This window comes from Mycolicibacter sp. MU0102 (assembly GCF_963378105.1).
Classification (GTDB): Bacteria; Actinomycetota; Actinomycetes; order Mycobacteriales; family Mycobacteriaceae; genus Mycobacterium; species Mycobacterium holstebronense.
This window is the reverse complement of the sequence record NZ_OY726398.1, coordinates 3,004,524-3,027,274: the sequence shown is the minus strand read 5'-3', so window position 1 is coordinate 3,027,274 and position 22,751 is coordinate 3,004,524. Positions and strand designations below refer to the sequence as shown.

Below are 22,751 nucleotides of genomic sequence, written 5' to 3'. Positions count from 1 at the left end.
CATCCCAAATGCTCCCTCTGTGACCTGGGGTTATTTATGTTCGAGAAAAATGATTGACAGAGAATTCTCAGAAACTTAGTTGCGCCAGGCGGAAGGGCGGCGGCTCCGAGTGGACCAAAGTGGTGTCTGGGAGTCTTGCGGCCGCGGATGAATCGACGCCGCGGGCAGCGCGAAGCTGATACTGATCGGGGCCTCGCGGACGCGGAGGTGTGGCACAGAGCGTGCCCGACGGGCGCCTAGTCCTTGTCGTCGTTGGCGCGCGGGAACCCGCCGCCAGACGGGAACAGCGGGAAGACCACGTCGTCAAGCTTCTCGGCATCCCCGGCGGTCTTGTTCACCGTCGCGCCCCAGACGTTGCCGTCCGGCGACATCTTGACCGCCCAGACGTGGCCGTGGGTGTCTTGGCGCATGACCTCGGGTTCGCTGGTGACCGATCCGGTGCCGGCGGCCAGTCGCACAGCCACCGTCTGCTTGGTGTTGACCAGGTTGACCAGCACGATGCCATCCATCGCGGCGCAACCGGCGACGCCGGGCTTGTCCGGCCACGTCCACACGGTGGACACCCGGGAATCCTTGGTGATGCGCTGCAACCGGTCGCCGCTCGGCGTTCGGTCGGTGACGTAGAGCGAGCCGTCGACGTGGTCGATGCACAACCCGCCGCCGGCGCCCATGCCGCTCAGTGCGGTGGTGGGCGCGGCCTGGCCGATGGTGGTGGGTTGCTCGATGCGCAACACCTTGCCGGCGGTCGAACCGGGATCGGCGGCCGCGGCGGGATTGCCCGCGTCGCCGGTCAACACCACCAGGGTGGTCGGACTGGTGAAGATCAGCGCACCGGTATTGCCCGTCGCGCCCTTGGGGATCCCGGTCAGGATGTCCTTCGGGACGTCGCCGTCGGCGATGCGGATCACTCGGTTGTCGGTGGGCGTGCTGATGTAGGCATACATCAACCGGTCCTGCGTATAGGTAGGGGACAGCACGATGTCCATCAGGCCGCCGTCGCCGGCCGGGTCGACGCCGATGACGGTCTTCACCTTGGGTTCGGCGGACAGTGAGACTTCTTTGACCGCGCCGGTGGTCCGTTCGGCGACCAAGGCCGATTTGCTGTCGCCGTGCATGATCAGGCCGCTGGTGCTCTCGAGGCAGCCCTGCATCACACCGGGTGCCGGGCACTGTTTCGGGAATGGGTTGGCGGGCAGCGGTGGTGGCGGCGGGGGAGTCGTCGGCGGCGCCATCCCGCGCCGCGGCACGGTGGTGAACGGTTGAGACTGAGCGTCGTCGAAGTGTGCGCAGCCTGTCAGAACCAGGAGTGTCGCGCACAGTACGACAGGCACCCGGTGAACCACCCCGCGCATCCGCATGCCCGTCAGGTTACGGACACCGGGTTGGGTTTCGCCACGACGCCCGCCGCAGTGCTGCACCGGGCCGGATTCGATTCGCTAACGAAGCCGTTCAAATCCCCAATCCCGCCGGGGTTGCACTTACGCTGGCAGGGTGACCAGTCATGGCGAGGGCTCACACTGGCGTCGGCCGGGTGAGACTGCCGACGCAGGAAAAGGACGTCCCAAGTCGGCACGTCTGGTAGATCCGGAGGACGACATGCCATCACCGACTTATACCGGTGATTTCGAGACCGCGGCCATTCCGGCTTACGACCCCACCGGTGTTCGCCCGGTAGGCACCGGCTACCACCCGTTGCCCTACGCCGAGCCGCAGCCCAACCCCGGCCGCGTCGGAGTTGCCATCGGCGGCGACACCGACGCCGACGAGCCGTTCCGGGCGGTGGACCGGCGCGGTACCCAGGATCTCGGTCTGCTGGTTCTGCGGTTGGGTCTCGGTGTGCTGTTGGTGGCCCACGGGCTGCGTCAGCTGTTCGGGTGGTGGGGCGGTCAAGGGCTGGCCGATTTCAAGAGTTCCATCGCCGCGGCCGGCTACCAACACGCCGACATCCTGACCTACGCGGCAGGGGGCGGGCAGATCGCCGCCGGCCTGCTGCTGGTGCTCGGGCTGTTCACCCCGCTGGCCGCCGCCGGCGCGCTGGCGTACTTCATCAACGGCGTGCTCACCGGCGTCGCATCGCATAACCAGGGCCGGTTCGACCTTTTCCTGCCCGACGGCCACGAATACCACGTCATCCTGATCGTGGTGGCAGTGGCGATCGTGCTGGTCGGCCCCGGGCGGTACGGCCTCGACGGCGACCGCGGCTGGGCGCGGCGGCCCTTCATCGGATCGATCGCGGCCCTGGTGCTCGGAATCGCCGGGGGCATCGCGATGTGGGTGTTCCTCAACGGAGCCAACCCGCTGGGTTAGCACTGCGCTGGCGCGTCGCCGTCCCCTTGCTGCTGATTCAGCGATACGGGTTGGGCACCCGCCCGCCGCTGGCCTCGGTCAGCAGCGGCAGGGTGGCGAAACTTACCGCGGGCAACCGCACAATCTCGCCGTCGCGCAGGTGGGCCCGTGCCCACGATCCCCGGGTGAATCCCAATCCGTCGATGGCATCCCAACCCATCGAGCGGCGGCCGGTCAGGGTCCGCACGGTGATCTGCTGAGCGTCGGCCACAGTTCGCCACCGAGCGATCAGCACAGAGAGCAGGATCGGCAGCGCCAACAGGGGCGCGGTGACTGGCCAGGTCAACACGGGGATCAGCAGGCCGAGGGCCAGGAAGCCGACGGCGAAGTGGGCCATCGGCGAGATGCGGATCACCAGCGGTGCGGGATCGGGGGGAGGAGAGGCCACCCCCGCATGATGTCACCGCCGGCGTCATGCGACCCGTCGGGTGGCAGGCAGCGCCCCGGTAAAAATAAATATTGACTACTTATTTTATGTGTTGAATGATGGACGCGTGCCGCCGACCAAACCCCGCCGAACCCAGGCGGAGCGCACTGCCGAAACCCGGCATGCGCTGCTCAACGCGACGCTCGACGCGCTGGTAGAGGTTGGTTTCAAGGGAACCACCACGACCGAGGTAGCCCGCCGTGCCGGTGTCTCGGTGGGGGCGCTGCAGGGACATTTCCCGACCAAGGTCGGCCTGCTGACCGCCGCCATCGAGTTCTCGCTGAACCGCCGCATCGAAGAGTTCGAGGTGTTGATGGCGGGGCTGGACCCGTCCGCCGACAAGATCGATGAGGCCTTCGACCTGCTGTGGTCGATGTTTTCCGGTCCGACCTTCACTGCAACGCACGAGCTGTGGGTGGCGGCGCGCACCGACCGGGAGCTGGCGCCGGCGGTCATCGAAACCGATCGGCAGTTCGCCGAAGCCTGCGAGCGGGTCTACGACCAACTGCTCGGCCCGGCCGACCCCGCCGATGTCGGTGCCCCACGGTCGCGCATCGGCTTGCAGATGGCTTTCGTACTGATGAACGGCCTGGCGATGTCGCGGTCGATCGAGGGCCACGAACCGGTGGCCACCAACGACATTCTCGAAACTTTCAAGATGCTGGTTCGGCCACTGGCGACCGGCTTTGCAGGCCCCCAACCCGAGAGAGAGTCATGACCGCCAACGAGAACCGCCACCCGGCGGTACAGCCGCGTCGCATCCGGTTCAACTATCCGGTGGCAGCCCTGGACCGCCATTTCGTTCAGGGTGACCTGGTGATGAGCCACATGATCGCGCACCTGTCGGCGGTGTTCCCGGAGGGCGAGGACTTCTTCATTCGTTCGGTGCGTCGCTACGCCGACCAGATCACCGACCCCGACCTCAAAGATCAGGTGAAGGGATTCATCGGCCAGGAGGTCACCCACGGGCGCGAGCACCGTGCACTCAATGAGCGCCTGCACGAGATGGGTTACCCGACGCGCCGGATCGACCGGCTGGTGAACCGCCGCCAGGCGATCATCGAACGACGGTTCTCCCCGCTGACCTGCCTGGCCATCACCGCCGCACTCGAACATTTCACCGCCGTCTTCGCCGAGACCCTGCTGAGTGACGAGCGGGCCCAGGCCCTGCTCGGCACGACCGAAGTGCGGTCCATGCTGCTGTGGCATGCTATCGAGGAGTCCGAGCACCGCTCGGTGGCCTTCGACGTCTATCGCGCGGTCGGGGGCGATGAGACCCGGCGCATCCGGACGATGCGGATCATCCGCTTCAGTTTTCCCCTCGCCGTCGTGACGAACACCCTCATCTCGCTTTTCGCCGACCGGGCCGCCTATCACCCGGTGCGACTCGTCCGCAGCTTTGCGGCCCTGCGGCACTCGCCGTTCTTGACCCGCGCGGTCTTCCGCCGGCTGGGGGAGTACCTGCGGCCGGGCTTCCATCCCGACGACCAGGACAACGCCGCGCTGCTGGAGCACTGGGAAGCGGAACTGTTCGGCGAGCAGGGATCGCTGGTCGACCACCTGAACTGAGTGCTCGCTCATTTGACGCTGGGTCGGTCCAGCGGCTACCGTCGTGTGCTATGGACAACGGCATGCTCGTAGTAGCCCACTGCGCGTTGGTTGTTGCCTGAACTTCCAACACCGACGCGCAACCCTCGTGCAGCAGCTGAGCTGGCGGGGGTTTTTTGTTGCCAGCAGTCTCCAAAGACACAGTCGTCGAAGACAAAGAGGAAACCGTGAGCGCACCCACCACGCGACCGCCGGAGCGGTCGGCACCGTCGCAAGCCGCCAACGGGGCTAAGTCCGTTGATAAGGCCCCGGACGCAGCTTCAGACAAGGCCAAATCACCCGCCAAGCGGGTCCCGCCGGAGCAGATGACCGGTGCCCAATCGGTGATCCGTTCGCTGGAAGAGCTCGACGTTGACGTGATCTTCGGCATCCCCGGCGGCGCGGTGCTGCCGGTCTACGACCCGCTGTTCGACTCGAAGAAGCTGCGTCACGTGCTGGTCCGCCACGAGCAGGGCGCCGGGCACGCGGCCAGCGGCTATGCGCACGCCACCGGACGGGTCGGGGTGTGCATGGCTACCTCGGGGCCGGGGGCCACCAACCTGGTCACCCCACTGGCCGACGCGCAGATGGACTCCATCCCGGTGGTCGCGATCACCGGTCAGGTCGGCCGTCAGCTGATCGGCACGGATGCCTTCCAGGAAGCCGACATCTCCGGCATCACCATGCCGATCACCAAGCACAACTTCCTGGTGCGTAGCGGTGACGACATCCCGCGCGCGCTGGCCGAGGCATTCCACATCGCGGCAAGCGGACGGCCCGGAGCAGTTCTCGTTGACATCCCCAAGGATGTGCTGCAGGGCCAGTGCACGTTCGCGTGGCCGCCGCGGCTGGACCTGCCCGGCTACAAGCCCACCACCAAGCCGCACAGCCGGCAGGTCCGCGAGGCCGCCAAACTGATCGCGGCCGCGAGCCGGCCGGTGCTCTATGTCGGTGGCGGCGTGATCCGCGGGGATGCCTGCGAGGAACTGGCCGAGCTGGCCGAGCTGACCGGCATCCCGGTGGTCACCACCTTGATGGCCCGCGGCGCGTTCCCGGACAGCCACCGCCAGCACCTGGGCATGCCCGGTATGCACGGCACGGTCGCGGCGGTGGCCGGGCTGCAGCGCTCGGATCTGCTGATCACCCTGGGCGCCCGATTCGACGACCGGGTTACCGGCCAGCTGGATTCGTTCGCCCCGGATGCCAAGGTGATTCACGCCGACATCGACCCCGCCGAGATCGGCAAGAACCGGCACGCCGACGTCCCGATCGTCGGTGACGTCAAGGCCGTCATCACCGAGCTGCTCGAGGTGCTTCGCCACGAGAAGCTCGCGTTGGACCTGACCGACTGGTGGACCTACCTCGACGGCCTGCGTTCCACCTACCCGCTGAGCTACGGGCCGCAGAGCGACGGCAGCCTGTCGCCGGAGTTGGTCATCGAGACGCTGGGCCGCATCGCCGGACCCGACGCGCTCTATGTTGCCGGCGTCGGCCAGCACCAGATGTGGGCCGCGCAGTTCGTGAAGTACGAGAAGCCGCGCACCTGGCTGAACTCCGGCGGCCTGGGCACCATGGGCTTCTCGATCCCGGCGGCCATGGGCGCCAAGATGGGCCGCCCGGACGCCGAGGTGTGGGCGATCGACGGCGACGGCTGCTTCCAGATGACCAACCAGGAGTTGGCCACCTGCGCGATCGAGGGCATCCCGATCAAGGTTGCGTTGATCAACAACGGCAACTTGGGCATGGTGCGGCAGTGGCAGACCCTGTTCTACGGGGAGCGCTACAGCCAGACCGATCTGGCCACCCACTCCCACCGCATCCCCGATTTCGTGATGCTGGCCGAAGCGCTGGGCTGTGTCGGATTGCGTTGCGAGCGTGAGGAAGACGTCGAAGACGTGATCAATCAGGCGCGGGCGGTCACCGACCGGCCGGTGGTGATCGACTTCATCGTCGGCGCGGACGCGCAGGTGTGGCCGATGGTGGCCGCCGGCACCAGCAACGACGAGATCCAGGCTGCACGCGGCATCCGGCCGCTGTTCGACGACGAGAACAACGAGGGGCACGCGTGATGGCGACAGGTTGGAAGACCCACACCCTGTCGGTGCTGGTCGAGGACAAGCCGGGTGTGCTCGCGCGGGTGGCGGCACTGTTCTCCCGCCGCGGCTTCAACATCGAGTCGCTGGCAGTCGGTGCCACCGAGACCAAGAACATGTCGCGGATGACGATCGTGGTCTCGGTGGAGGACACCCCGCTGGAGCAGATCACCAAGCAGCTCAACAAGCTGATCAACGTCATCAAGATCGTCGAGCAGGAGGAGGACAACTCCGTCTCCCGCGAGATCGCGCTGATCAAGGTCCGCGCCGATGCCAGTACGCGTGGACAGATCGTCGAGGCGGTGAACCTGTTCCGCGCCAGGGTGATCGATGTCTCTCCGGAGTCGTTGATCATCGAGGCCACCGGCACGCCGGCCAAGTTCGATGCGCTACTGCGGGTGCTGGAGCCCTATGGCATCCGCGAGATCGTCCAATCGGGTCTCGTATCGTTGTCTCGCGGTCCGCGCGGCATCGGCACGACCAAATAGTCCCCCAGAAAAAGCCAGTAAAGATAGTAAGGAAGAAAACCAGTGGCAGTTGAGATGTTCTACGACGACGACGCTGACCTGTCGATCATCCAGGGCCGCAAGGTCGGCGTGATCGGTTACGGCAGCCAGGGACACGCGCACTCGCTGAGCCTGCGCGACTCCGGTGTGCAGGTGAAGGTGGGCCTCAAGGAAGGGTCGAAGTCGCGCGCCAAGGTCGCCGAGCAGGGCCTCGAGGTCGACACCCCCGCCGAGGTCGCCAAGTGGGCGGACGTGATCATGGTGCTGGCCCCCGACACCGCCCAGGCCGAGATCTTCACCAATGACATCGAGCCGAACCTGGTGGCGGGCAACGCGCTGTTCTTCGGCCACGGCCTCAACATCCACTTCGGCCTGATCAAGCCGGCCGCCGACATCACCGTCGGGATGGTCGCGCCCAAGGGCCCGGGCCACCTGGTGCGCCGGCAGTTCGTCGACGGCAAGGGCGTGCCCTCGCTGATCGCGATCGCGCAGGACCCCAACGGCGAGGGTGAGGCATTGGCCTTGTCGTACGCCAAGGGCATCGGCGGCACCCGGGCCGGCGTCATCAAGACCACCTTCAAGGAAGAGACCGAGACCGACCTGTTCGGTGAGCAGGCCGTGTTGTGCGGTGGCACCGAAGAACTGGTCAAGGCCGGCTTCGAGGTCATGGTCGAGGCGGGTTACGCCCCGGAGATGGCCTACTTCGAGGTGCTGCACGAGCTCAAGCTGATCGTCGACCTGATGTATGAGGGTGGCATCGCCCGGATGAACTACTCGGTGAGCGACACCGCGGAGTTCGGCGGCTACCTGTCGGGTCCGCGGGTGATCGACGCCGACACCAAGCAGCGGATGCGCGACATCCTGTCCGACATCCAGGACGGCACCTTCGTCAAGCGCCTGGTGGCTAACGTCGAGGGCGGCAACAAGGAACTCGAGCGTCTGCGCAAGGAGAACGCGGAGCACCCCATCGAGGTCACCGGCAAGAAGCTGCGCGACCTGATGAGCTGGGTGGACCGGCCGATCACCGAAACCGCCTAAGCGGCGGTGCTGTTTTCTCCTCGATAGTCGTTGGCCTACAACGGCTATCGAGGACAAGACGATCCCAAAGACGAGTGGCCCCTTCCTTGGAAGGGGCCACTCGCCGTTTGTGGTACTTACAGGCTGCCGAGCAAGCCGTCGAGCCAGGCCGACAGGTCCAGTTCCGAGAACAGGTTCGACAGGTCGAAGCTGTCGAACAGGTTCGACAGGTCGAAGCTGCCGAACAGGTTCGACAGGTCGAAGTTGGCCAGCAGGTCGCCGAGGCCGCTGAAGAGGCCGGATATGTCGAAGTTGGCCAGCAGGTCGCCGAAGCCGCTGAAGAGGCCGGATATGTCGAAGTTGGCCAGCAGGTCGCCGAAGCCGCTGAAGAGGCCGGATATGTCGAAGTTGGCCAGCAGGTCCCCGAAGCCGCTGAAGAGGCCCGACAGGTCGAAGTTGCCCAGCAGGTCCCCGAAACCGCTGAAGAGGCCGGTCAGGTCAATGTTGCTCAGGAAACCGCTGAAGATGTCGGAGAAGTCGATATTGTTTAAGAGGTCGCTGAGGGCTCCGCCGAAGTCGACGTTGCTCAGCCAGTTGCCGAGGCCGCTGAAAATGCCGGAGAAGTCGATCTGGCTCAGGACGTCACCGAGCGCGCCGCTACCGTCGGCGGTGAGCTCGATGGCCGGCATGTGCAAGTTGGGCGGGGCGACGACCACGGGTGTTGCGGCAATTGCGCCGGCGCCGATGAGCGCGGCGCCCGCCAGGGCAAAGGGACGAAGGGTGATTGGCACGGTTTCTCCTTCAGGTGAAGTGTGACTTGTGTCACCATCGGGAGTCTCTATAACGCCCAACACAAGTTAGCTGAGGCTACAACAAACCTGGCATTCTGTCTCTAATTAACTGGGAAAAATCTGTGCGGCCTGTCGGTTCCGCAAAGCTGACGCGTTCGCTGGCGCCGAAATGGGCGCAGGCCGTCAGGGTGCCAGGCTCGGCAACCGGTCAATCCCGAACTCGCGGCGCAGCACGGTACGCGCGGCGTAGTAGCCGGCCATTCCGTGCACGCCCGCGCCTGGCGGTGTGGCTGCCGAGCACAGGTACACCCCGGGAATTGCTGTGGCCCAAGGGTTTACCCGAGGCGTTGGCCCGGCCAGCGCCCGCCACGCGCTGTTGCCTCCGGCGGAGATATCGCCGCCGACGTAGTTGGCATTGTGGTGTGCCAGCTGGGCTGCGGGCACCGATCGGACCGCGACCACGATGTCGCGGAAGCCGGGGGCGAATCGCTCGATGCCTGCGGTCACGGTCTCGGCCTGATCTCTGGTCGAGCCGGCCGGGACGTGGGCATAGGCCCACATCGGGCGGCGGCCAGCAGCATCGATGCGTGACGGATCGACCAGATGCGGTAGCGCCGCCAAGATCATCGGCTGCGGCGCGTGCCGGCCGGCGGCGATCGCGGCTTCGGCCTGGGCCATCTGTTTGCGGTCACCTCCGAGATGCAGCGTGGGCGCCTGCGCCAGGCGCGGATCGGTCCACGGCACCTCATCGGCGAGCACGAAGTCGACCTTGGCGGCCGCAGAGCCGAACCGGTAACGGCGCAGTGCCTTCGCATACCGGGCCGGTAGCGCGTCTCCGTAGATCGGCAGCAGCTCGGTCGGAGCGGTGTCGAACAGAACCACGCCACCGGGCGGCTTTCGCACCGGGTTATCGGTGGCCAGCTGGCCGCCGTGCGCGGTCAGGTCCGCGATGAGTGCATCGGTGATCGCCTGGCTGCCGCCGACCGGGATGGGCCAGCCGACCGTATGGCCAAGCGTTGCCAGCATCATGCCCGCGCCGGCCGACGTCACCGACGGCAGTCGCGAGATCGTGTGCGCGGCCACCCCGGTGTAGAGGGCGCGGGCATCGTCGCCGGACAGTGTCGCGTTCCAAGCTGGGCCGGCCTGCTCGGCCATCCGCAGCCCCAACCGGGCGACCGTCGCGATCCCGGACGGGACGGACCGTTTGTCGCCCAGCAGAAACTTCACTACGGCTTGGCTGTCGGCGACCAGTGGGCCGAGCAGCCGTCGCCAGGAGGAACCGTGCTCCAACTCTGCGCAGGTGCGATCCAGGTCCCGGTAGGCGATCGCTGCCGGCCGGTGATCCAGCGGATTTCCGTAGGAGATCTCGGGCGCCGTCAGCTGCACACCGCGGGCGGCCAGATCGAACTCGGTGAAGAACGGCGATGCCAGTCCGAGCGGGTGCACCGCTGAACAGATGTCATGGGTGACGTCACTGAATTCCAGATCGGCGGCAGTGCGCGCGCCGCCGCCGAACGTGGGCTGGGCTTCTAGAACCTGAACCGACAGGCCCGCGCGGGCACAGATGACGGCGGCGGCCAGGCCGTTGGGTCCACTACCGACGACGGTGACATCCATCCGTCGATAGTAGGGAGCGACCCGCGCTATGCGGCCAAATCGGGGCGCACCCCCAGCACTGGCTGCCGGACGCCGCCGTTGTCGAATTCGGGGCACCACGGCCGATGGCCGCGCTCATCTGGCCAGACCAGCTGCAATGCCCGCACACCGCTGCCGTAGAACGCGATTGCCACGTTCATGTGCGCGTCCGGATGCTCCACCGCAACCACCGCGAGCAGCGGACCGTCGGGTACTTCGATCCATTCGCCGGGCAGCGGCCGTCCGCCCGTCATCAAGTAGGCGGCCACACTGTGGAGCAAACGGGCGGTCCGATCCGGCGGCAGGCCCGTCACCAGCAGCTCAGGCAGGCCGTGTTCATGCAGGCCGACCGTGTAGGCGTACGGTGCCCGATCACTCTCTACGTATTGCACCGCCCAACCGTGTTTATCCACCGTGGCGCGAATGGAGTCCAGCCACTGCTCGACGGTGCTGTCCGGGTGATCGCATTTCCAGCACATAGGTGCCCCTTCCTGCGGGTCGATTTGACCCCAGGGTCCGCCGGGGGTCCGACAAGAAGTGGGCCCCGCGTCGCGAGATTGAACTCAGGCGGGTGAAATCGGCGCAGCGCCCGCCTCAGTGCAATCTCGGGGCGGGGGACGGGCCGGCCCGCTGCGCCCGGCTCCGCCGGGCTTGCGACCAGCGCTGTGCTGATGGTGGCCGGCCCGCTGCGCCCGGCTCCGCCGGGCTTGCGACCAGCGCTGTGCTGATGGTGGCCGGCCCGCTGCGCCCGGCTCCGCCGGGCTTGCGACCAGCGCTGTGCTGATGGTGGCCGGCCCGCTGCGCCCGGCTCCGCCGGGCTTGCGACCAGCCACTAAGCTGTCCGGGTGACTCTGCCCGTGGTTTTGATCGCTGACAAACTCGCCCAATCCACCGTCGCCGCCCTCGGCGACCAGGTCGAGGTTCGCTGGGTGGACGGCCCGGACCGGGAGAAGCTGCTGGCCGCGGTACCGGAAGCCGACGCGCTGCTGGTGCGCTCGGCCACCACCGTCGACGCCGAGGTCCTCGCGGCCGGCACCAAGCTCAAGATCGTGGCGCGCGCCGGGGTCGGCCTGGACAACGTCGACGTGGACGCTGCCACCGCCCGCGGCGTGCTGGTGGTCAACGCCCCGACCTCGAACATCCACAGCGCCGCCGAGCATGCGATCGCGCTGATGCTCGCCGCCGCCCGCGAGATCCCCGCCGCCGACGCCTCGCTGCACGGCAAGCAGTGGAAGCGGTCGTCGTTCTCCGGCACCGAGATCTACGACCACACTGTCGGCGTGGTCGGGCTCGGACGCATCGGACAGCTGGTCGCGGCGCGGCTGGCCGCATTCGGCGCCCACATCGTCGCCTACGACCCGTATGTGTCGGCGGCCCGCGCCGCCCAGCTCGGCATCGAGCTGCTCACCCTCGACGAGTTGCTCGGCCGTGCCGACTTCATCTCGGTGCACCTGCCAAAGACGCCCGAAACCGCGGGTCTGATCGGCAAGGAAAACCTGGCCAAGACCAAGCCCGGGGTAATCATCGTCAACGCGGCCCGCGGCGGGCTGATCGACGAGGCGGCACTGGCCGAGGCGATCACCAGCGGCCATGTCCGGGCCGCCGGGCTGGACGTGTTCGCCACCGAACCGTGCACCGACTCGCCGCTGTTCGACCTGCCGCAGGTGGTGGTGACCCCGCACCTGGGCGCATCGACCGCTGAGGCCCAGGACCGGGCCGGCACCGACGTCGCCAAGAGTGTGAAGCTGGCGCTGGCCGGCGAATTCGTTCCCGACGCGGTCAACGTCGGCGGTGGCGCGGTCAGCGAGGAAGTCGCTCCCTGGCTGGACCTGGTGCGCAAGCTCGGGCTGCTTGCGGGTGCGCTCTCCGACGGGCTGCCGGTGTCGCTGTCGGTACAGGTGCGTGGTGAGCTGGCCTCCGAAGACGTTGGAGTGCTGCGCTTGTCGGCGTTGCGCGGCCTGTTCTCGGCGGTCATCGAAGACCCGGTGACCTTCGTCAACGCGCCGGCCCTGGCCGCCGAACGCGGTGTCGACGCCGAGATCGGCACCGCCACCGAAAGCCCCAACCACCGCAGCGTCGTCGAGCTCAAGGCGGTCACCGCCGACGGCTCCACCGTCACGGTTGCCGGCACGCTGTCCGGCACCCAGCAGGTGGAGAAAATCGTCGAGATCAACGGCCGGCACTTCGACCTGCGGGCCCAGGGCGTCAACCTGATCATCAACTACTCCGACCAGCCCGGCGCGCTCGGCAAGATCGGCACTCTGCTGGGCTCGGCGGGCATCAACATCCACGCCGCGCAGCTGTCCGAGGACGCCGAAGGTCCTGCGGCGACCGTCCTGCTGCGGGTCGACCGCCAGGTGCCCGCCGATGTGCAATCGGCGATCACTGCTGCAGTCGGCGCCAACAAGATTGAAGAGGTTGACCTGTCATGAGCCTCAAGCTTGCTGTCATTCCCGGCGACGGGATCGGCCCGGAGGTCATCGCCGAGGCCGTCAAGGTACTCGACGCGGTGCTCCCGGGCACCGAGAAGACCGAATACGACCTGGGCGCCAAGCGCTATCACGCCACCGGCGAGGTTCTGCCGGACTCGGTGCTCGAGGAGATCCGCGGCCACGACGTGATCCTGCTCGGCGCGATCGGTGACCCGTCGGTGCCCTCAGGTGTGCTGGAGCGCGGCCTGCTGCTGCACGCCCGTTTCGCCCTGGACCACCACGTCAATCTGCGTCCCAGCCGGCTGTACCCGGGAGTGTCCAGCCCGCTGGCCGATCCGCCGGAGATCGACTTCCTGGTGGTGCGCGAAGGCACCGAGGGGCCTTACACCGGCAACGGCGGCGCACTGCGGGTCGGCACTCCCCACGAGGTCGCCACCGAGGTCAGCGTCAACACCGCGTTCGGGGTGGCCCGGGTGGTCCGATTCGCCTTCGAGAAGGCCCGCGCCCGGCGTAAGCACCTGACTCTGGTGCACAAGAACAACGTCCTGGCCTACGCGGGATCGCTGTGGACCCGGACGGTGGCCGAGATCGCCAAGGACTACCCCGACGTCGAGACCGCCTATACCCACGTCGACGCCGCCACGATCTACATGGTCACCGACCCCGGCCGGTTCGACGTGATCGTCAGCGACAACCTGTTCGGCGACATCATCACCGACCTCGCGGGTGCTGTCTGCGGCGGGATCGGGCTGGCGGCCAGCGGCAACATCGACGCCACCGGTGTCAACCCGTCGATGTTCGAGCCGGTGCACGGCAGTGCGCCCGACATCGCCGGGCAGGGCATTGCCGACCCGACTGCGGCGGTGACGTCGGTGGCCATGCTGCTGGGCCACATCGGCGAGCACGAGGCGGCCGCTCGGGTCGATGCTGCCGTCGAGCAGCACCTGGCTACCCGCGGTGGGCAGAAGCTGTCGACCGTCGCCACCGGTGATCGGATCCTGAGCCTGCTCTGACGCGGCTGCGGTGATGCGGCCCAATTGGCTTGGGCCGCATCATCGTCGATAGCGCGCTGGACTAGCTGAAACTGACGGGCAATCTCGCTGCGAGGTCAGCGGCGGTGGTGCCGAAGGTTTCGCGTGCCCGCAGCGTTCCGGTGGCCCTGTCGATGTCGATGATGGCGTGCTCGGTATAGACCCTGCTGACGCAGCGCAGACCGGTCAGCGGGTAGGTGCACGACGGAACCAGTTTGGCAGCACCGTCTTTGGTGAACAGATCCATCATTACGAACACCTTCTTGGCTCCGATCGCCAAGTCCATTGCGCCTCCGACGGCCGGGATCGCGCCCGGTTCCCCGGTATGCCAGTTGGCCAGGTCGCCGTACTGGCTGACCTGTAATGCTCCCAGCACGCATACGTCGAGGTGTCCGCCGCGCATCATCGCGAAGGAGTCGGCGTGATGGAAGTAGGAGGCCCCGGGCATCTCGGTCACCGCAATCTTGCCGGCATTGGTGAGGTCAGGATCAACGTCGCCGCCCCGTGCGGCGGGTCCCATGCCCAGCATGCCGTTTTCGGTGTGCAGTACCACCGCGTCGTCGGGTGCCAGGTGATCGGCGACCAGCGTGGGCTGCCCGATGCCGAGATTGACATAGGAACCCGCCGGGATGTCCCGGGCGATGACGGCGGCGAGTTCGTCGCGGCTCAGGGGACCGCGGTCAACATGCTCGACGGGAAGAGCGGGGGTCGGCGTCACGAGCTCGTCTCCAGGATTCGATCGACGTAGATACCCGGCGTGACAATCGCTTCGGGATCGAGCTGGCCGGTGTCGACGACACGGGACACTTCGGCGACCGTCAGCTCGGCAGCGGTAGCCATCACCGGGCCGAAGTTGCGGGCGGTCTTGCGATACACCAGATTTCCCGAGCGATCCCCGACGTAGGCGCGGATCAACGCGACATCGGCGTGGATGGGGTACTCCAGCGCATAGTCCCTCCCGTCGATGGTCCGAATCTCCTTGCCCTCGGTGAGCAGGGTGCCAACACCGGTGGGGCAGTAGAAGGCTCCGATACCCGCACCCGCAGCGCGGATGCGTTCGGCGAGGTTGCCCTGCGGCACGAGTTCCAGCTCGATCTTGCCGGCGCGATACAGGCCGTCGAACACATAGGAATCGGACTGGCGGGGAAACGAACAGATCAGTTTGCGGACCCGCCCGGCGGCCAGCAGTGCTGCCAGCCCGGTGTCAGCTGTGCCCGCATTGTTGCTAACGATGGTCAGATCGTGAGCGCCCTGAGCGATCAGTGCATCGATCAGCACGGTGGGAAGGCCGGCCAAGCCAAATCCGCCTACCAAAACCGTTGCGCCGTCGGCGACTCCGGATACTGCTTCGGCGGCGGTGTCACAGACAACGGCCCGGCTCACCGTTCGCCCTCAGAGCCGTCGTGGTCGGCTAGCACCTGCGCGGCGATGCGGAACGCGGTATTGGCATCGGGTACACCGCAATAGATGGCGGTCTGCAACAGCACCTCTTTGATCTCGTCGTTAGACAGGCCGTTGCGGCGCGCCGCGCGCAGATGCATGGCCAGCTCCTCGTGGTGGCCCCGAGCCACCAGGGCGGTCAGGGTGACGATCGAGCGACTGCGTCGGTCGAGGCCGTCTCGGGTCCAGATGTTGCCCCACGCGTAACGGGTGATCAGGTCTTGAAAGTCGGCGGTGAAGTCGGTGGTGCGTGCGATCGTGCGGTCGACGTGCTCGTCGCCCAGGACCTGTCGGCGCACCGACATACCCGCGGTGTAGACCGGATCCGGCACCATCAGATGGGCGAGAATGAGGTTCACCGTCGCCTTGGGGGCCTCGACCGGCGCAAGGTGGCCGACATCGTCGAGCACCACCAGGCGGCCGTGTTGGACACCGGAAGCGATGCGCCCCAGCAAATCCGGGGGAGTAGCGCCATCATGAGAACCGGCAATGGCCAACACCGGTGCGGCGATCTGACCGAGTCGTGCGGTGACATCGAAGTCGGCCAGCGCCTCGCATGCCTGGGCATATGATTCGTCGTCGGTGCCGCGCAGCGCATCCGCCAGTGCCGCGACCAGCCCCGGCGCTCGATCGATGAAGCCGGGTGCGAACCAGCGTTGTAGGGAAGCCTCGACGACCGCGCCGGTGCCCGATGTGCGCACGGTGTCCGCGCGTATCGCCCAATCCGCTGCTCGACCGATGGCGGCGCCAGTGCATTGCAGCGTGGCACTCGACACCCGTTCGGGGGCATCGAGTAGCAACTGCAAGCCGACCGCACCACCGATCGAATTGCCGGCGTAATGGAACGCCGCGCGCGGCGCGATCTCGTCCACCAAGGCCAGCACGCCTGCCGCCAGGTCTGGCATCCGGAAGGAAGCTGCCGGACTACGACCGTGGCCGGGAAGGTCCCACGCGACGACGCGCAGACGCTCGGCGAGTTGTTCAGCGGCCAAGCCCCACAGGGCGGTTGCCGATGTCCCGAGCGATGGCCCGAGCAGCAGCAGGTCCGCGTTCGGCGGTCCGCCGAAGTCGGTGCCGACCAGCCGCGGCACGCTCATGTTGCCTCCAAGTGGTGGTGCGCGCGTTGCAGCACGGCATCGATGAGATGGCTTGTCGCCCCGGTGTAGTCGCCCCGAGTTGGTTTCCCGGTCAGTTCGGTCATCGCTCGCCGCTCCCCGAGCAGATCGCCGGCGGCGGCGAGATTCGTCGCGGCGCGGTCAGTGTCGATGACCAGTCCGGTCAGCAGCTCTGTTGTCTGCGCGGCGGCTACGACGGTATAGCGGGACAAGGTCCGCAGGGCAGCCCATTCGGCGTGCCAGCCGCCGTCGGAACGCTCATCGATGCTGCCTGCCGACGCGGCGTGCAGGCTGGCGGCCAGCGGCGGTGCCGCCAGTCCAGTACGGCGGATCAGTACGGACAGCACCGGATTGTTCTTGTGCGGCATCGTCGACGAACCGCCGCCGCGGCCCTCGACCAGTTCACCGATCTCGGGTCTGCTGCTCGTCGCAACGTCATTGGCGATGTGGGACCAGGCGTCGCAACATGTCACCAGCGCGTCGCCGACGCGGGTGATGACTGAGCGAGTGGTGTGCCACGGCGGGCCGTCGGCAAGGCCGAGGGCTGCAGCCAATCGTCCGGACAGGCTTGTGGCATCGGTAGGCGAGCCGGCTAACTCGCTGGCAGCGGCCATAGTTCCCGCGGCGCCGCCGGCCTGCACCGAAAGCTGCGGCAGTGTGGCGACACAGTCGGCGCCGTCCAAAATCCCGGTCAGCCAGTTGGCAAACTTCATGCCGACTGTGGTGGGTAACGCGGGTTGCGTCAAGGTGCGGGCAAGCATGGGGCTGCCACGGTAGGTCGCGGCCAGCGCGGCCAGGGTGCGTACTTGGGTGCTGAGCTCGTGACGAACGCGATCCAATGCGTCTCGCAGGCAGAGCATCAGGGCGGTGTCGACGACGTCCTGGCTGGTCAGGCCACGGTGCAGCCAGCGTGCCGGTTCGCCACCGGTGCGTTCGCGGAGTAATTCGAGCAGGCCCGGCACCGGGTTGCCGGTCGTTTCGGCGGCCCTGGCCAGCGCTTCGGAGTCCGCTGCCGAGACCGCCACGGTCAGGTCGGCCCGTGCCGACTGCGGCGCGATATCGGCGTCGACAAGCGCGTCGAGCCAGGCACTTTCGACTCGCAGCATCGCAGCCAGGTAGGCCGCGTCGCTGAAGATCGGCCCGGCCCGGTGGTCGCCGGGCCACAACAAGTCGGTCATGGTTGCCCCCGATAGCGCAGGAATACCGTCTCGTCGGCGCCCTGGAGCCTGATATCGAACCGAAAGCCACCCTCGTCGGGCACCGCGATGAGGGTATGTCGACGGTCAGCTGCCACGGAATTCAGCAAGCGATCTGCATGGAGGCGATCGCCGGGAAGATAGGCACGGGTGAACAACCGGTTCAGCAGGCCCCGCGCAAACACGGCGACGGTGATGAATGGCGCCGCATGATGGAGCGCACCAGGTTTCACCGTCGTGAAGCTGTAGTGGCCGCCTGCATCTGTCGCGGCGCGTCCCCACCCGCTGAAGGTGTCGCCGTCGCGGCGAAGCGAACTGGTCCGCGGCACTGCGCCGCCCGCATCGGCCTGCCAGATCTCCAACAGCGCGTCGGGAACGGGCTCCCCGGCGCCGTCGGTGACGATGCCGTGCAACTCGACGGCACCGGCCGAGCCAGGGGGTACGAGCTCGTTGCCGCGTTCGAATGGCAACGCATAGCCGAAGAACGGGCCGATGGTCTGCCCGGGGGTGGCCGTCAGCTCAGTCATCGTGATCCTCGAATGGCGTTGCGGCTGGTCCGGTGAGCACGATGTCCCACCGGTAGCCGGTGGCCCATTCGTGGCTGGTGGTGTCGTGGTCGTAGATCGCCACGAGCCGGCCACGAGCCTTCTGGTCGGTGATCGACTGATAGATCGGGTCCAACGGGCACAGCGGGTCGCCCGGAAAGTACATCTGAGTGATCATCCGTTGCGTGAAATCAGTTCCGAACAAGGAGAAATGGATATGCGCCGGCCGCCAGGCGTTGTGGTGGTTGCGCCAGGGGTAGGGGCCGGGCTTGATCGTTGTGAAACGGTAGAACCCGTCGTCGTCGGTGAGGCAACGCCCCGCTCCGGTGAAATTGGGGTCCAGCGGTGCCGGATGCTGATCCCCCTGATGGATGTAGCGCCCGCTGGCGTTGGCCTGCCAGATCTCGACGAGTTGGCGGCGCACCGGCTTGCCGTTGCCGTCGACGATCCGCCCGGTCACCACGGTGCGCTCACCGATCGGTGCACCCGCGTGCTGGATCGTCAGATCGGCGTCGAGCGGGGCGACGTCGTCCTGCCCGAAACAGGGCGCCTGCAGCTCGGCGGCCTCGGGTTCTGCCAGGAGTAGGGCGTTTTTGGGATGCCGAAGCACGCTGCTGCGGTACGGCGGATAGTCGAGTCTGGGTTGGCTTTCCTCGAGGCCCGCACGCTGGTAACCGGCCTGGATCGCCCCGATCTCGGCGCTGATCTCCGCCTGACCAGTCATCGTTGCTCCAGCCGGGCCAGCTCGTAGCGCCAGGCGGCGTCCGCGGTGAACGCGGGGCCGAGATCGGGCAGATCTGCCCAATCTTCCTCGTCGATCGGCATCAACGTGCCGCCCGCGGCGCGGACCCGCAGTGACATCGAAGCCAATTGGTCCAGGCTGATCGCCTGCAGGACGGCCTGGGCTGCCGTGGCTGCGGCACTGGTGATTCCATGGCCGCGGCAGATCACCACCGGCTTGTCCGCCATGGCGGCGACCATCTCTTTGCCGAGTTCTGAGGTGCGGATCAGCACCGCCCGCGGGTATACCGGGACGCCGCGGCGCGCGAGCCATGCGCCGGGGATGTCGAAGGCCCCGTAGATGGGTTCGATCGTGATGCCCGCCAGGTCGGCGGCGACGACGGCCGGGGGATGCAGGTGGGCCACTGCCCGGTGTTCGGGATGGGCCAGCAGGGTTTCGACGTGGATCGGCAGCTCGTTGGGGACCCGATATCCGTCCAGTTCCCCTGGCATGCCTGGTGTTCCGTCAAAGCGGATGAGCCGAATGTCGTCGGGACGAGTGAATGCCACTCCGTCGTCGGAGTCGCTGCGACACCGCACGAGTAGGTGTTGTTCGTCGACTCGGGCACTGATGTGTCCGAGAATGCCGTCCACCAGGCCCCGGGCTGCAGCGACTCGGCAGGCCTGCGCAACCTCGAGTCGCAGCGGGGCCAGATCGTCGCCGGTCACGCGGTACCCCCGGTAGTCATTCCGAATCCGCCGTCGGGATGTGTAGTCCCGGCCGTGATACCGCGGGACCGGTCTGATGCCAGGAAGACGTAACTCCAGGCGTGGTCCTGTGGAGTGAGCGCCACATTGAGCGGGGTGCGTGCCGCGAGATCGCGTGCCCGGTTGGGGGTATCGTCCAGGCGGATATGGTCCAGCGACAGGTTCTGCAAACCGCGCAGGTCGGTGTTCAATGTTCCGCCCGGCGCAACGCCATTGACCCGGATGTGCGGCGCGAGTTCATAGGCGAGAGTGCTGACCAGGCCGCGCACGGCGAACTTCGACGCGACGTAAAGTACGCCGCCGCGGCCCGGGTAGAACGACGATGCAGATTCGGTCAGGACGATCGACGAGCGCTCCTGGGCTTGAAGCGCTGGGACGGCAGCTTTCACCGACTGCAGCTGACTCAGCACGTTCGTCTTGAACATCTCGTCGAACGCCGGCTCTAGCTCTTCGGTCGAGATATCAGTGATTCCCTTGTAGAAGTCGAAGATCCCAACGCAGTTGACCAGCGTGTCCAGGCCGCCGAAAGCCGCAACGGCGGCAGCGACAGCGCGCTCATTTGCCTCGGCAGTCGTTGCATCGCCCTGTGTCACCGGAACTCCCGGCAACTGACTAGCTAACGCAGCGCACTTCGACTGATCGCGTTCCAACACCGCGACCTGGGCGCCCTCGTCGAGATAGGCGTCGACGACTGCTCGGCCGATGCCCGAGCCGGCGCCGACGACGAGCGCCCTCTTACCGTCCAGCCATCGCGTCACGGCAGGTCGCTGTCGTCCGAGAGGAGCGGTTGATGCATGTTGCCGACCATCGCCGCCAGAGTGTAGGCGTTCTGCCAGGTCAATGCTTCAAGTTCCAGGGCGTCGAGACTGATCCATTGCCCCGACTTCGGTGACGTGATCAGCAGCCGCGAACCGTTGCGAGTGTCGACCCGGTGCAGCGTCACTTCGGTGAATTCGTTGGCGATGGTTATCGCGTCACCGACCGCATTAGCCATGAGGTCGTCGAGTGCGCTCACAGGAAGACCGCCAAGTTCTGCATACGCAGGACCGACTCATCGACATAGATAGTGCGCCGCGCCAACTTCCATTGGTCACCAGTGCGCCGCAGTAGGTCTTCACGGCCGCAGGAGACGAACGCCGCCTCGTTCACATCGCCGCGGCTGCGGAAGAGCAGCTCGGCCGACTCGACGATCAGGTGTTGATCATCATCGCAGGCAAAGGTGCGGACGTTGGTGATGTGATGGCGCAGCCGCGACGGCGGATCTTCGGTCCAGGCGTGCTCGGTCGCAAAGCGCGCGACGCGCCGGTTCAACGAGTATTTGTTTTCGTCGAAATGGGCCATGCCGGGCGAAGTGTCGAATCCAGCGCCCGAGGCGGTGGTCACCCGCACAGGCATGAAGTAGTGGATGTCCTCGGTGAGGGTGTCGAGCCATTCGGTGTACTGCTGTGCGTCGAGCAGATAGGCCTCGTCGACCAAGAACTGATGCGCCTGCAGATGGCGGGCATCGTTGAACGGCAAGGGCTTACCGCTGCGGACCGTCTTCGGCGCGTGATCACCCAGAACTGCCAGCTCCCACGGTCCGCTGGCATCTTTCGGTCGGGCGAACCCGGGCCGCTGACTCTTCTCGGCGGATGTCATACAGGGGCCTCCTCGCAGGCTGTCTCGCATGCCGACGTGCCGTTGGTCTGCACCAGGGGGGTGATTCCGTCGCGCTGCGTACCCATCGCCGCGGTGTCCGTCGCTACCGGAGCCATCTGGAGGTGATCGGCCCACATCCGGAGGATCGCCCGCTGATTGTTCTCGTTGTAGCCGACTTGAGCGGTGCCTGGGCCATGGAACAGCTCCGGCGGTAACGCGTTGACCACCGGGGTGTCGTCGGCGAGCAGGCCCATCCGTCCGTTGAGCAACAGTTGACGGGCCATGGAACCGGCAGCGGTGTTGGTCAGCGACACCCAGTTCTCCACGTCATCCTGTTCGAACATGCCCGTGGAGCCAAAGCACATCAGGTAGGCCTTGTAGGAGTCCTTCTTGAACTGCTCGGGGGCGGCCGCGTCGACCGCGAACCACGAGTACACCTCGGTTTCGTTCTCACTGATCGGTTGCCAGGTACGAATCGATATGAACGGCAACACATCTTCGCTGTCTTGAATTTTTGGCCAGTTGTGCACCAGGCTCATATTGGGAAAGCACGATGCCGCCGAGATCATGAAGCCGTCGTCGGCGACCATGCGCTGATGGTCGGTGGACCACACGTCCTTGATTCGGCCCACCATCTCGTCGGGGTAGCCGACATAGCGCATCCGTTCCTCAAAGTTGCCGGGCGGCAGCTTGTAGGTTGTACCGCCGCCGCAGGTCGCCCAGTAGGTCGCACCGTCTTTACGCTTCTGCGCCTTAGGTTCACGAAACAGCCCGATATCGACGACAGAGGCGTGGGTATGTGGGGTGTGATACATGTCCCCGGCGAAGTTCTCGACGCCGATCTTCCAGTTCGCTTTGATGCGCCATCGTTGCGGGCCGCGGACTTCGAGACCGCTGCGGCTCTGCTTGGTGTAGAAGTCGAGATAGAACTTGAAGTCGCCGAGAAACTCTTCGAGCGGGGGCGCCTGGGGATCAAGGCTGATGAAGATCATCCCGTTGTAACTGGCCAGGCTTGGTGCCGGCAACAGCGTCTGACCGCGCTTGGAGAAGCCGGCCTCGCCGCCATAGGCCTCTTGGTGGAAGGGCAGGCCGGTGATGCGCCCGTCGTTGCGATACGACCAGCCGTGGTAGGGGCAGCGGAAATTGGAGGCATTGCCCATTTCGGCGCGGCAGATCTGCATCCCACGATGCAGGCACATGTTGAACATGGCCCGCACGTCGCCCTTGGAGTCGCGCGCAATGATGAAGGAGTCGTTGAGCAGGCGTCGCACGACGTAGTCACCGTCTTGGGGGATCTCCGACTCATGCGCCACGAACATCCAGGCGCGACGGAAGAGCCGCTCCTTCTCGAGTTCGAAGAGCTCGGCGTCGTTGTAGATGTGCGCTGGGATCATTCCCCGCCTGACCTCATCGAGGACATGCCGGTGATCACTCATCGATGCGTCTCCAGTCTTGAAGGCCCGC

24 protein-coding genes are annotated in these 22,751 nt (G+C 66.4%); 8 read left to right on the top strand and 16 right to left on the bottom strand.

The features are described from left to right. Positions 1-236 precede the first annotated feature (236 nt). A complete protein-coding gene (locus RCP37_RS14230; RefSeq protein WP_308483713.1) occupies positions 237-1,358 on the bottom strand; it encodes a PQQ-dependent sugar dehydrogenase in 1,122 nt (373 codons plus the stop codon). A 133-nt stretch (positions 1,359-1,491) separates the two neighbouring features. Here RCP37_RS14230 and RCP37_RS14225 point away from each other — a divergent pair, with 133 nt between their 5' ends. Then, entirely contained in the window at positions 1,492-2,307 is an 816-nt protein-coding gene (locus RCP37_RS14225) for a DoxX family membrane protein (protein WP_308483712.1), read from the top strand. Positions 2,308-2,344: 37 nt separating this feature from the next. Here the strand turns inward: RCP37_RS14225 and RCP37_RS14220 are convergent, their stop codons facing one another. Next, positions 2,345-2,683 carry a PH domain-containing protein gene (locus tag RCP37_RS14220; protein ID WP_308487093.1) on the bottom strand — a complete coding sequence of 113 codons (339 nt, stop codon included), beginning with the start codon at positions 2,681-2,683 and terminating at the stop codon, positions 2,345-2,347. A gap of 91 nt (positions 2,684-2,774) precedes the next feature. Here RCP37_RS14220 and RCP37_RS14215 point away from each other — a divergent pair, with 91 nt between their 5' ends. The 5 genes from RCP37_RS14215 (at position 2,775) to ilvC (ending at position 7,997) form a co-directional block, all read left to right on the top strand. Then, positions 2,775-3,491 carry a TetR/AcrR family transcriptional regulator gene (locus tag RCP37_RS14215; protein ID WP_308483711.1) on the top strand — a complete coding sequence of 239 codons (717 nt, stop codon included), beginning with the start codon at positions 2,775-2,777 and terminating at the stop codon, positions 3,489-3,491. Continuing rightward, positions 3,488-4,342, top strand: a complete 855-nt coding sequence (locus tag RCP37_RS14210) for a metal-dependent hydrolase (protein ID WP_308483710.1) — start codon at positions 3,488-3,490, stop codon at positions 4,340-4,342. Before RCP37_RS14215 ends, RCP37_RS14210 begins: the two co-directional genes overlap by 4 nt. A gap of 206 nt (positions 4,343-4,548) precedes the next feature. Then, positions 4,549-6,429 (top strand): acetolactate synthase large subunit, encoded by a 1,881-nt coding sequence (locus RCP37_RS14205; RefSeq protein ID WP_308483709.1) that lies wholly within the window; start codon positions 4,549-4,551, stop codon positions 6,427-6,429. Further along, a complete protein-coding gene (ilvN, locus tag RCP37_RS14200) occupies positions 6,429-6,941 on the top strand; it encodes an acetolactate synthase small subunit (RefSeq protein ID WP_046284693.1) in 513 nt (170 codons plus the stop codon). The genes RCP37_RS14205 and ilvN overlap by 1 nt, the downstream gene beginning before the upstream one ends. A 54-nt stretch (positions 6,942-6,995) precedes the next feature. Beyond that, on the top strand, positions 6,996-7,997 hold the full coding sequence (gene ilvC, locus RCP37_RS14195) for a ketol-acid reductoisomerase (RefSeq protein ID WP_308487092.1): 1,002 nt from the start codon (positions 6,996-6,998) through the stop codon (positions 7,995-7,997). 116 nt (positions 7,998-8,113) lie between these two features. On the opposite strand, the gene RCP37_RS14190 is transcribed toward ilvC, so the two are convergent. The 3 genes from RCP37_RS14190 to RCP37_RS14180 all read right to left on the bottom strand — a co-directional run bounded on the left by RCP37_RS14190 (position 8,114) and on the right by RCP37_RS14180 (position 10,881). Next, positions 8,114-8,827, bottom strand: coding sequence for a hypothetical protein (locus RCP37_RS14190; RefSeq protein WP_308483708.1), 714 nt, complete (start codon positions 8,825-8,827; stop codon positions 8,114-8,116). Between the two features lie 123 nt (positions 8,828-8,950). Next, positions 8,951-10,384: a phytoene desaturase family protein gene (locus RCP37_RS14185; RefSeq protein ID WP_308483707.1), complete on the bottom strand. Its 1,434-nt coding sequence runs from the start codon at positions 10,382-10,384 to the stop codon at positions 8,951-8,953. A gap of 26 nt (positions 10,385-10,410) precedes the next feature. Beyond that, complete coding sequence (locus RCP37_RS14180) at positions 10,411-10,881, bottom strand: DUF4262 domain-containing protein (RefSeq protein WP_308483706.1); 471 nt, start codon at positions 10,879-10,881, stop codon at positions 10,411-10,413. Positions 10,882-11,247: 366 nt separating this feature from the next. Here RCP37_RS14180 and serA point away from each other — a divergent pair, with 366 nt between their 5' ends. Together serA and RCP37_RS14170 are read left to right on the top strand one after the other, a co-directional pair. Continuing rightward, positions 11,248-12,834 carry a phosphoglycerate dehydrogenase gene (serA, locus tag RCP37_RS14175; RefSeq protein WP_308483705.1) on the top strand — a complete coding sequence of 529 codons (1,587 nt, stop codon included), beginning with the start codon at positions 11,248-11,250 and terminating at the stop codon, positions 12,832-12,834. Continuing rightward, the gene (locus RCP37_RS14170) at positions 12,831-13,847 is read left to right on the top strand and encodes a 3-isopropylmalate dehydrogenase (RefSeq protein ID WP_065039038.1); all 1,017 of its coding nucleotides are present in this window, start codon (positions 12,831-12,833) and stop codon (positions 13,845-13,847) included. The genes serA and RCP37_RS14170 overlap by 4 nt, the downstream gene beginning before the upstream one ends. Before the next feature lie 61 nt (positions 13,848-13,908). Here the strand turns inward: RCP37_RS14170 and RCP37_RS14165 are convergent, their stop codons facing one another. From RCP37_RS14165 to RCP37_RS14115, 11 genes are read right to left on the bottom strand one after another with little or no spacing between them, the layout of a single operon-like run. After that, complete coding sequence (locus RCP37_RS14165) at positions 13,909-14,583, bottom strand: 3-oxoacid CoA-transferase subunit B (RefSeq protein WP_308483704.1); 675 nt, start codon at positions 14,581-14,583, stop codon at positions 13,909-13,911. Continuing rightward, on the bottom strand, positions 14,580-15,248 hold the full coding sequence (locus RCP37_RS14160) for a 3-oxoacid CoA-transferase subunit A (protein WP_308483703.1): 669 nt from the start codon (positions 15,246-15,248) through the stop codon (positions 14,580-14,582). The genes RCP37_RS14165 and RCP37_RS14160 overlap by 4 nt, the downstream gene beginning before the upstream one ends. Continuing rightward, the gene (gene pcaDC, locus RCP37_RS14155; protein ID WP_308483702.1) at positions 15,245-16,402 is read right to left on the bottom strand and encodes a bifunctional 3-oxoadipate enol-lactonase/4-carboxymuconolactone decarboxylase PcaDC; all 1,158 of its coding nucleotides are present in this window, start codon (positions 16,400-16,402) and stop codon (positions 15,245-15,247) included. The genes RCP37_RS14160 and pcaDC overlap by 4 nt, the downstream gene beginning before the upstream one ends. After that, complete coding sequence (gene pcaB, locus RCP37_RS14150; RefSeq protein ID WP_308483701.1) at positions 16,399-17,598, bottom strand: 3-carboxy-cis,cis-muconate cycloisomerase; 1,200 nt, start codon at positions 17,596-17,598, stop codon at positions 16,399-16,401. The genes pcaDC and pcaB overlap by 4 nt, the downstream gene beginning before the upstream one ends. Then, positions 17,595-18,143 (bottom strand): protocatechuate 3,4-dioxygenase subunit alpha, encoded by a 549-nt coding sequence (pcaG, locus tag RCP37_RS14145; protein WP_308483700.1) that lies wholly within the window; start codon positions 18,141-18,143, stop codon positions 17,595-17,597. Before pcaG ends, pcaB begins: the two co-directional genes overlap by 4 nt. Beyond that, a complete protein-coding gene (gene pcaH, locus RCP37_RS14140; RefSeq protein WP_308483699.1) occupies positions 18,136-18,885 on the bottom strand; it encodes a protocatechuate 3,4-dioxygenase subunit beta in 750 nt (249 codons plus the stop codon). The genes pcaG and pcaH overlap by 8 nt, the downstream gene beginning before the upstream one ends. Further along, on the bottom strand, positions 18,882-19,610 hold the full coding sequence (gene phtC, locus RCP37_RS14135; protein WP_308483698.1) for a 3,4-dihydroxyphthalate decarboxylase: 729 nt from the start codon (positions 19,608-19,610) through the stop codon (positions 18,882-18,884). The genes pcaH and phtC overlap by 4 nt, the downstream gene beginning before the upstream one ends. After that, a complete protein-coding gene (hcaB, locus tag RCP37_RS14130; protein WP_308483697.1) occupies positions 19,607-20,407 on the bottom strand; it encodes a 3-(cis-5,6-dihydroxycyclohexa-1,3-dien-1-yl)propanoate dehydrogenase in 801 nt (266 codons plus the stop codon). The genes phtC and hcaB overlap by 4 nt, the downstream gene beginning before the upstream one ends. After that, positions 20,404-20,643 (bottom strand): hypothetical protein, encoded by a 240-nt coding sequence (locus RCP37_RS14125; RefSeq protein ID WP_046284700.1) that lies wholly within the window; start codon positions 20,641-20,643, stop codon positions 20,404-20,406. Before RCP37_RS14125 ends, hcaB begins: the two co-directional genes overlap by 4 nt. Before the next feature lie 17 nt (positions 20,644-20,660). Then, positions 20,661-21,287 carry a 3-phenylpropionate/cinnamic acid dioxygenase subunit beta gene (locus RCP37_RS14120; protein ID WP_308483696.1) on the bottom strand — a complete coding sequence of 209 codons (627 nt, stop codon included), beginning with the start codon at positions 21,285-21,287 and terminating at the stop codon, positions 20,661-20,663. Further along, positions 21,284-22,723, bottom strand: a complete 1,440-nt coding sequence (locus RCP37_RS14115; RefSeq protein ID WP_308487091.1) for an aromatic ring-hydroxylating oxygenase subunit alpha — start codon at positions 22,721-22,723, stop codon at positions 21,284-21,286. The genes RCP37_RS14120 and RCP37_RS14115 overlap by 4 nt, the downstream gene beginning before the upstream one ends. Positions 22,724-22,751: the final 28 nt, after the last annotated feature.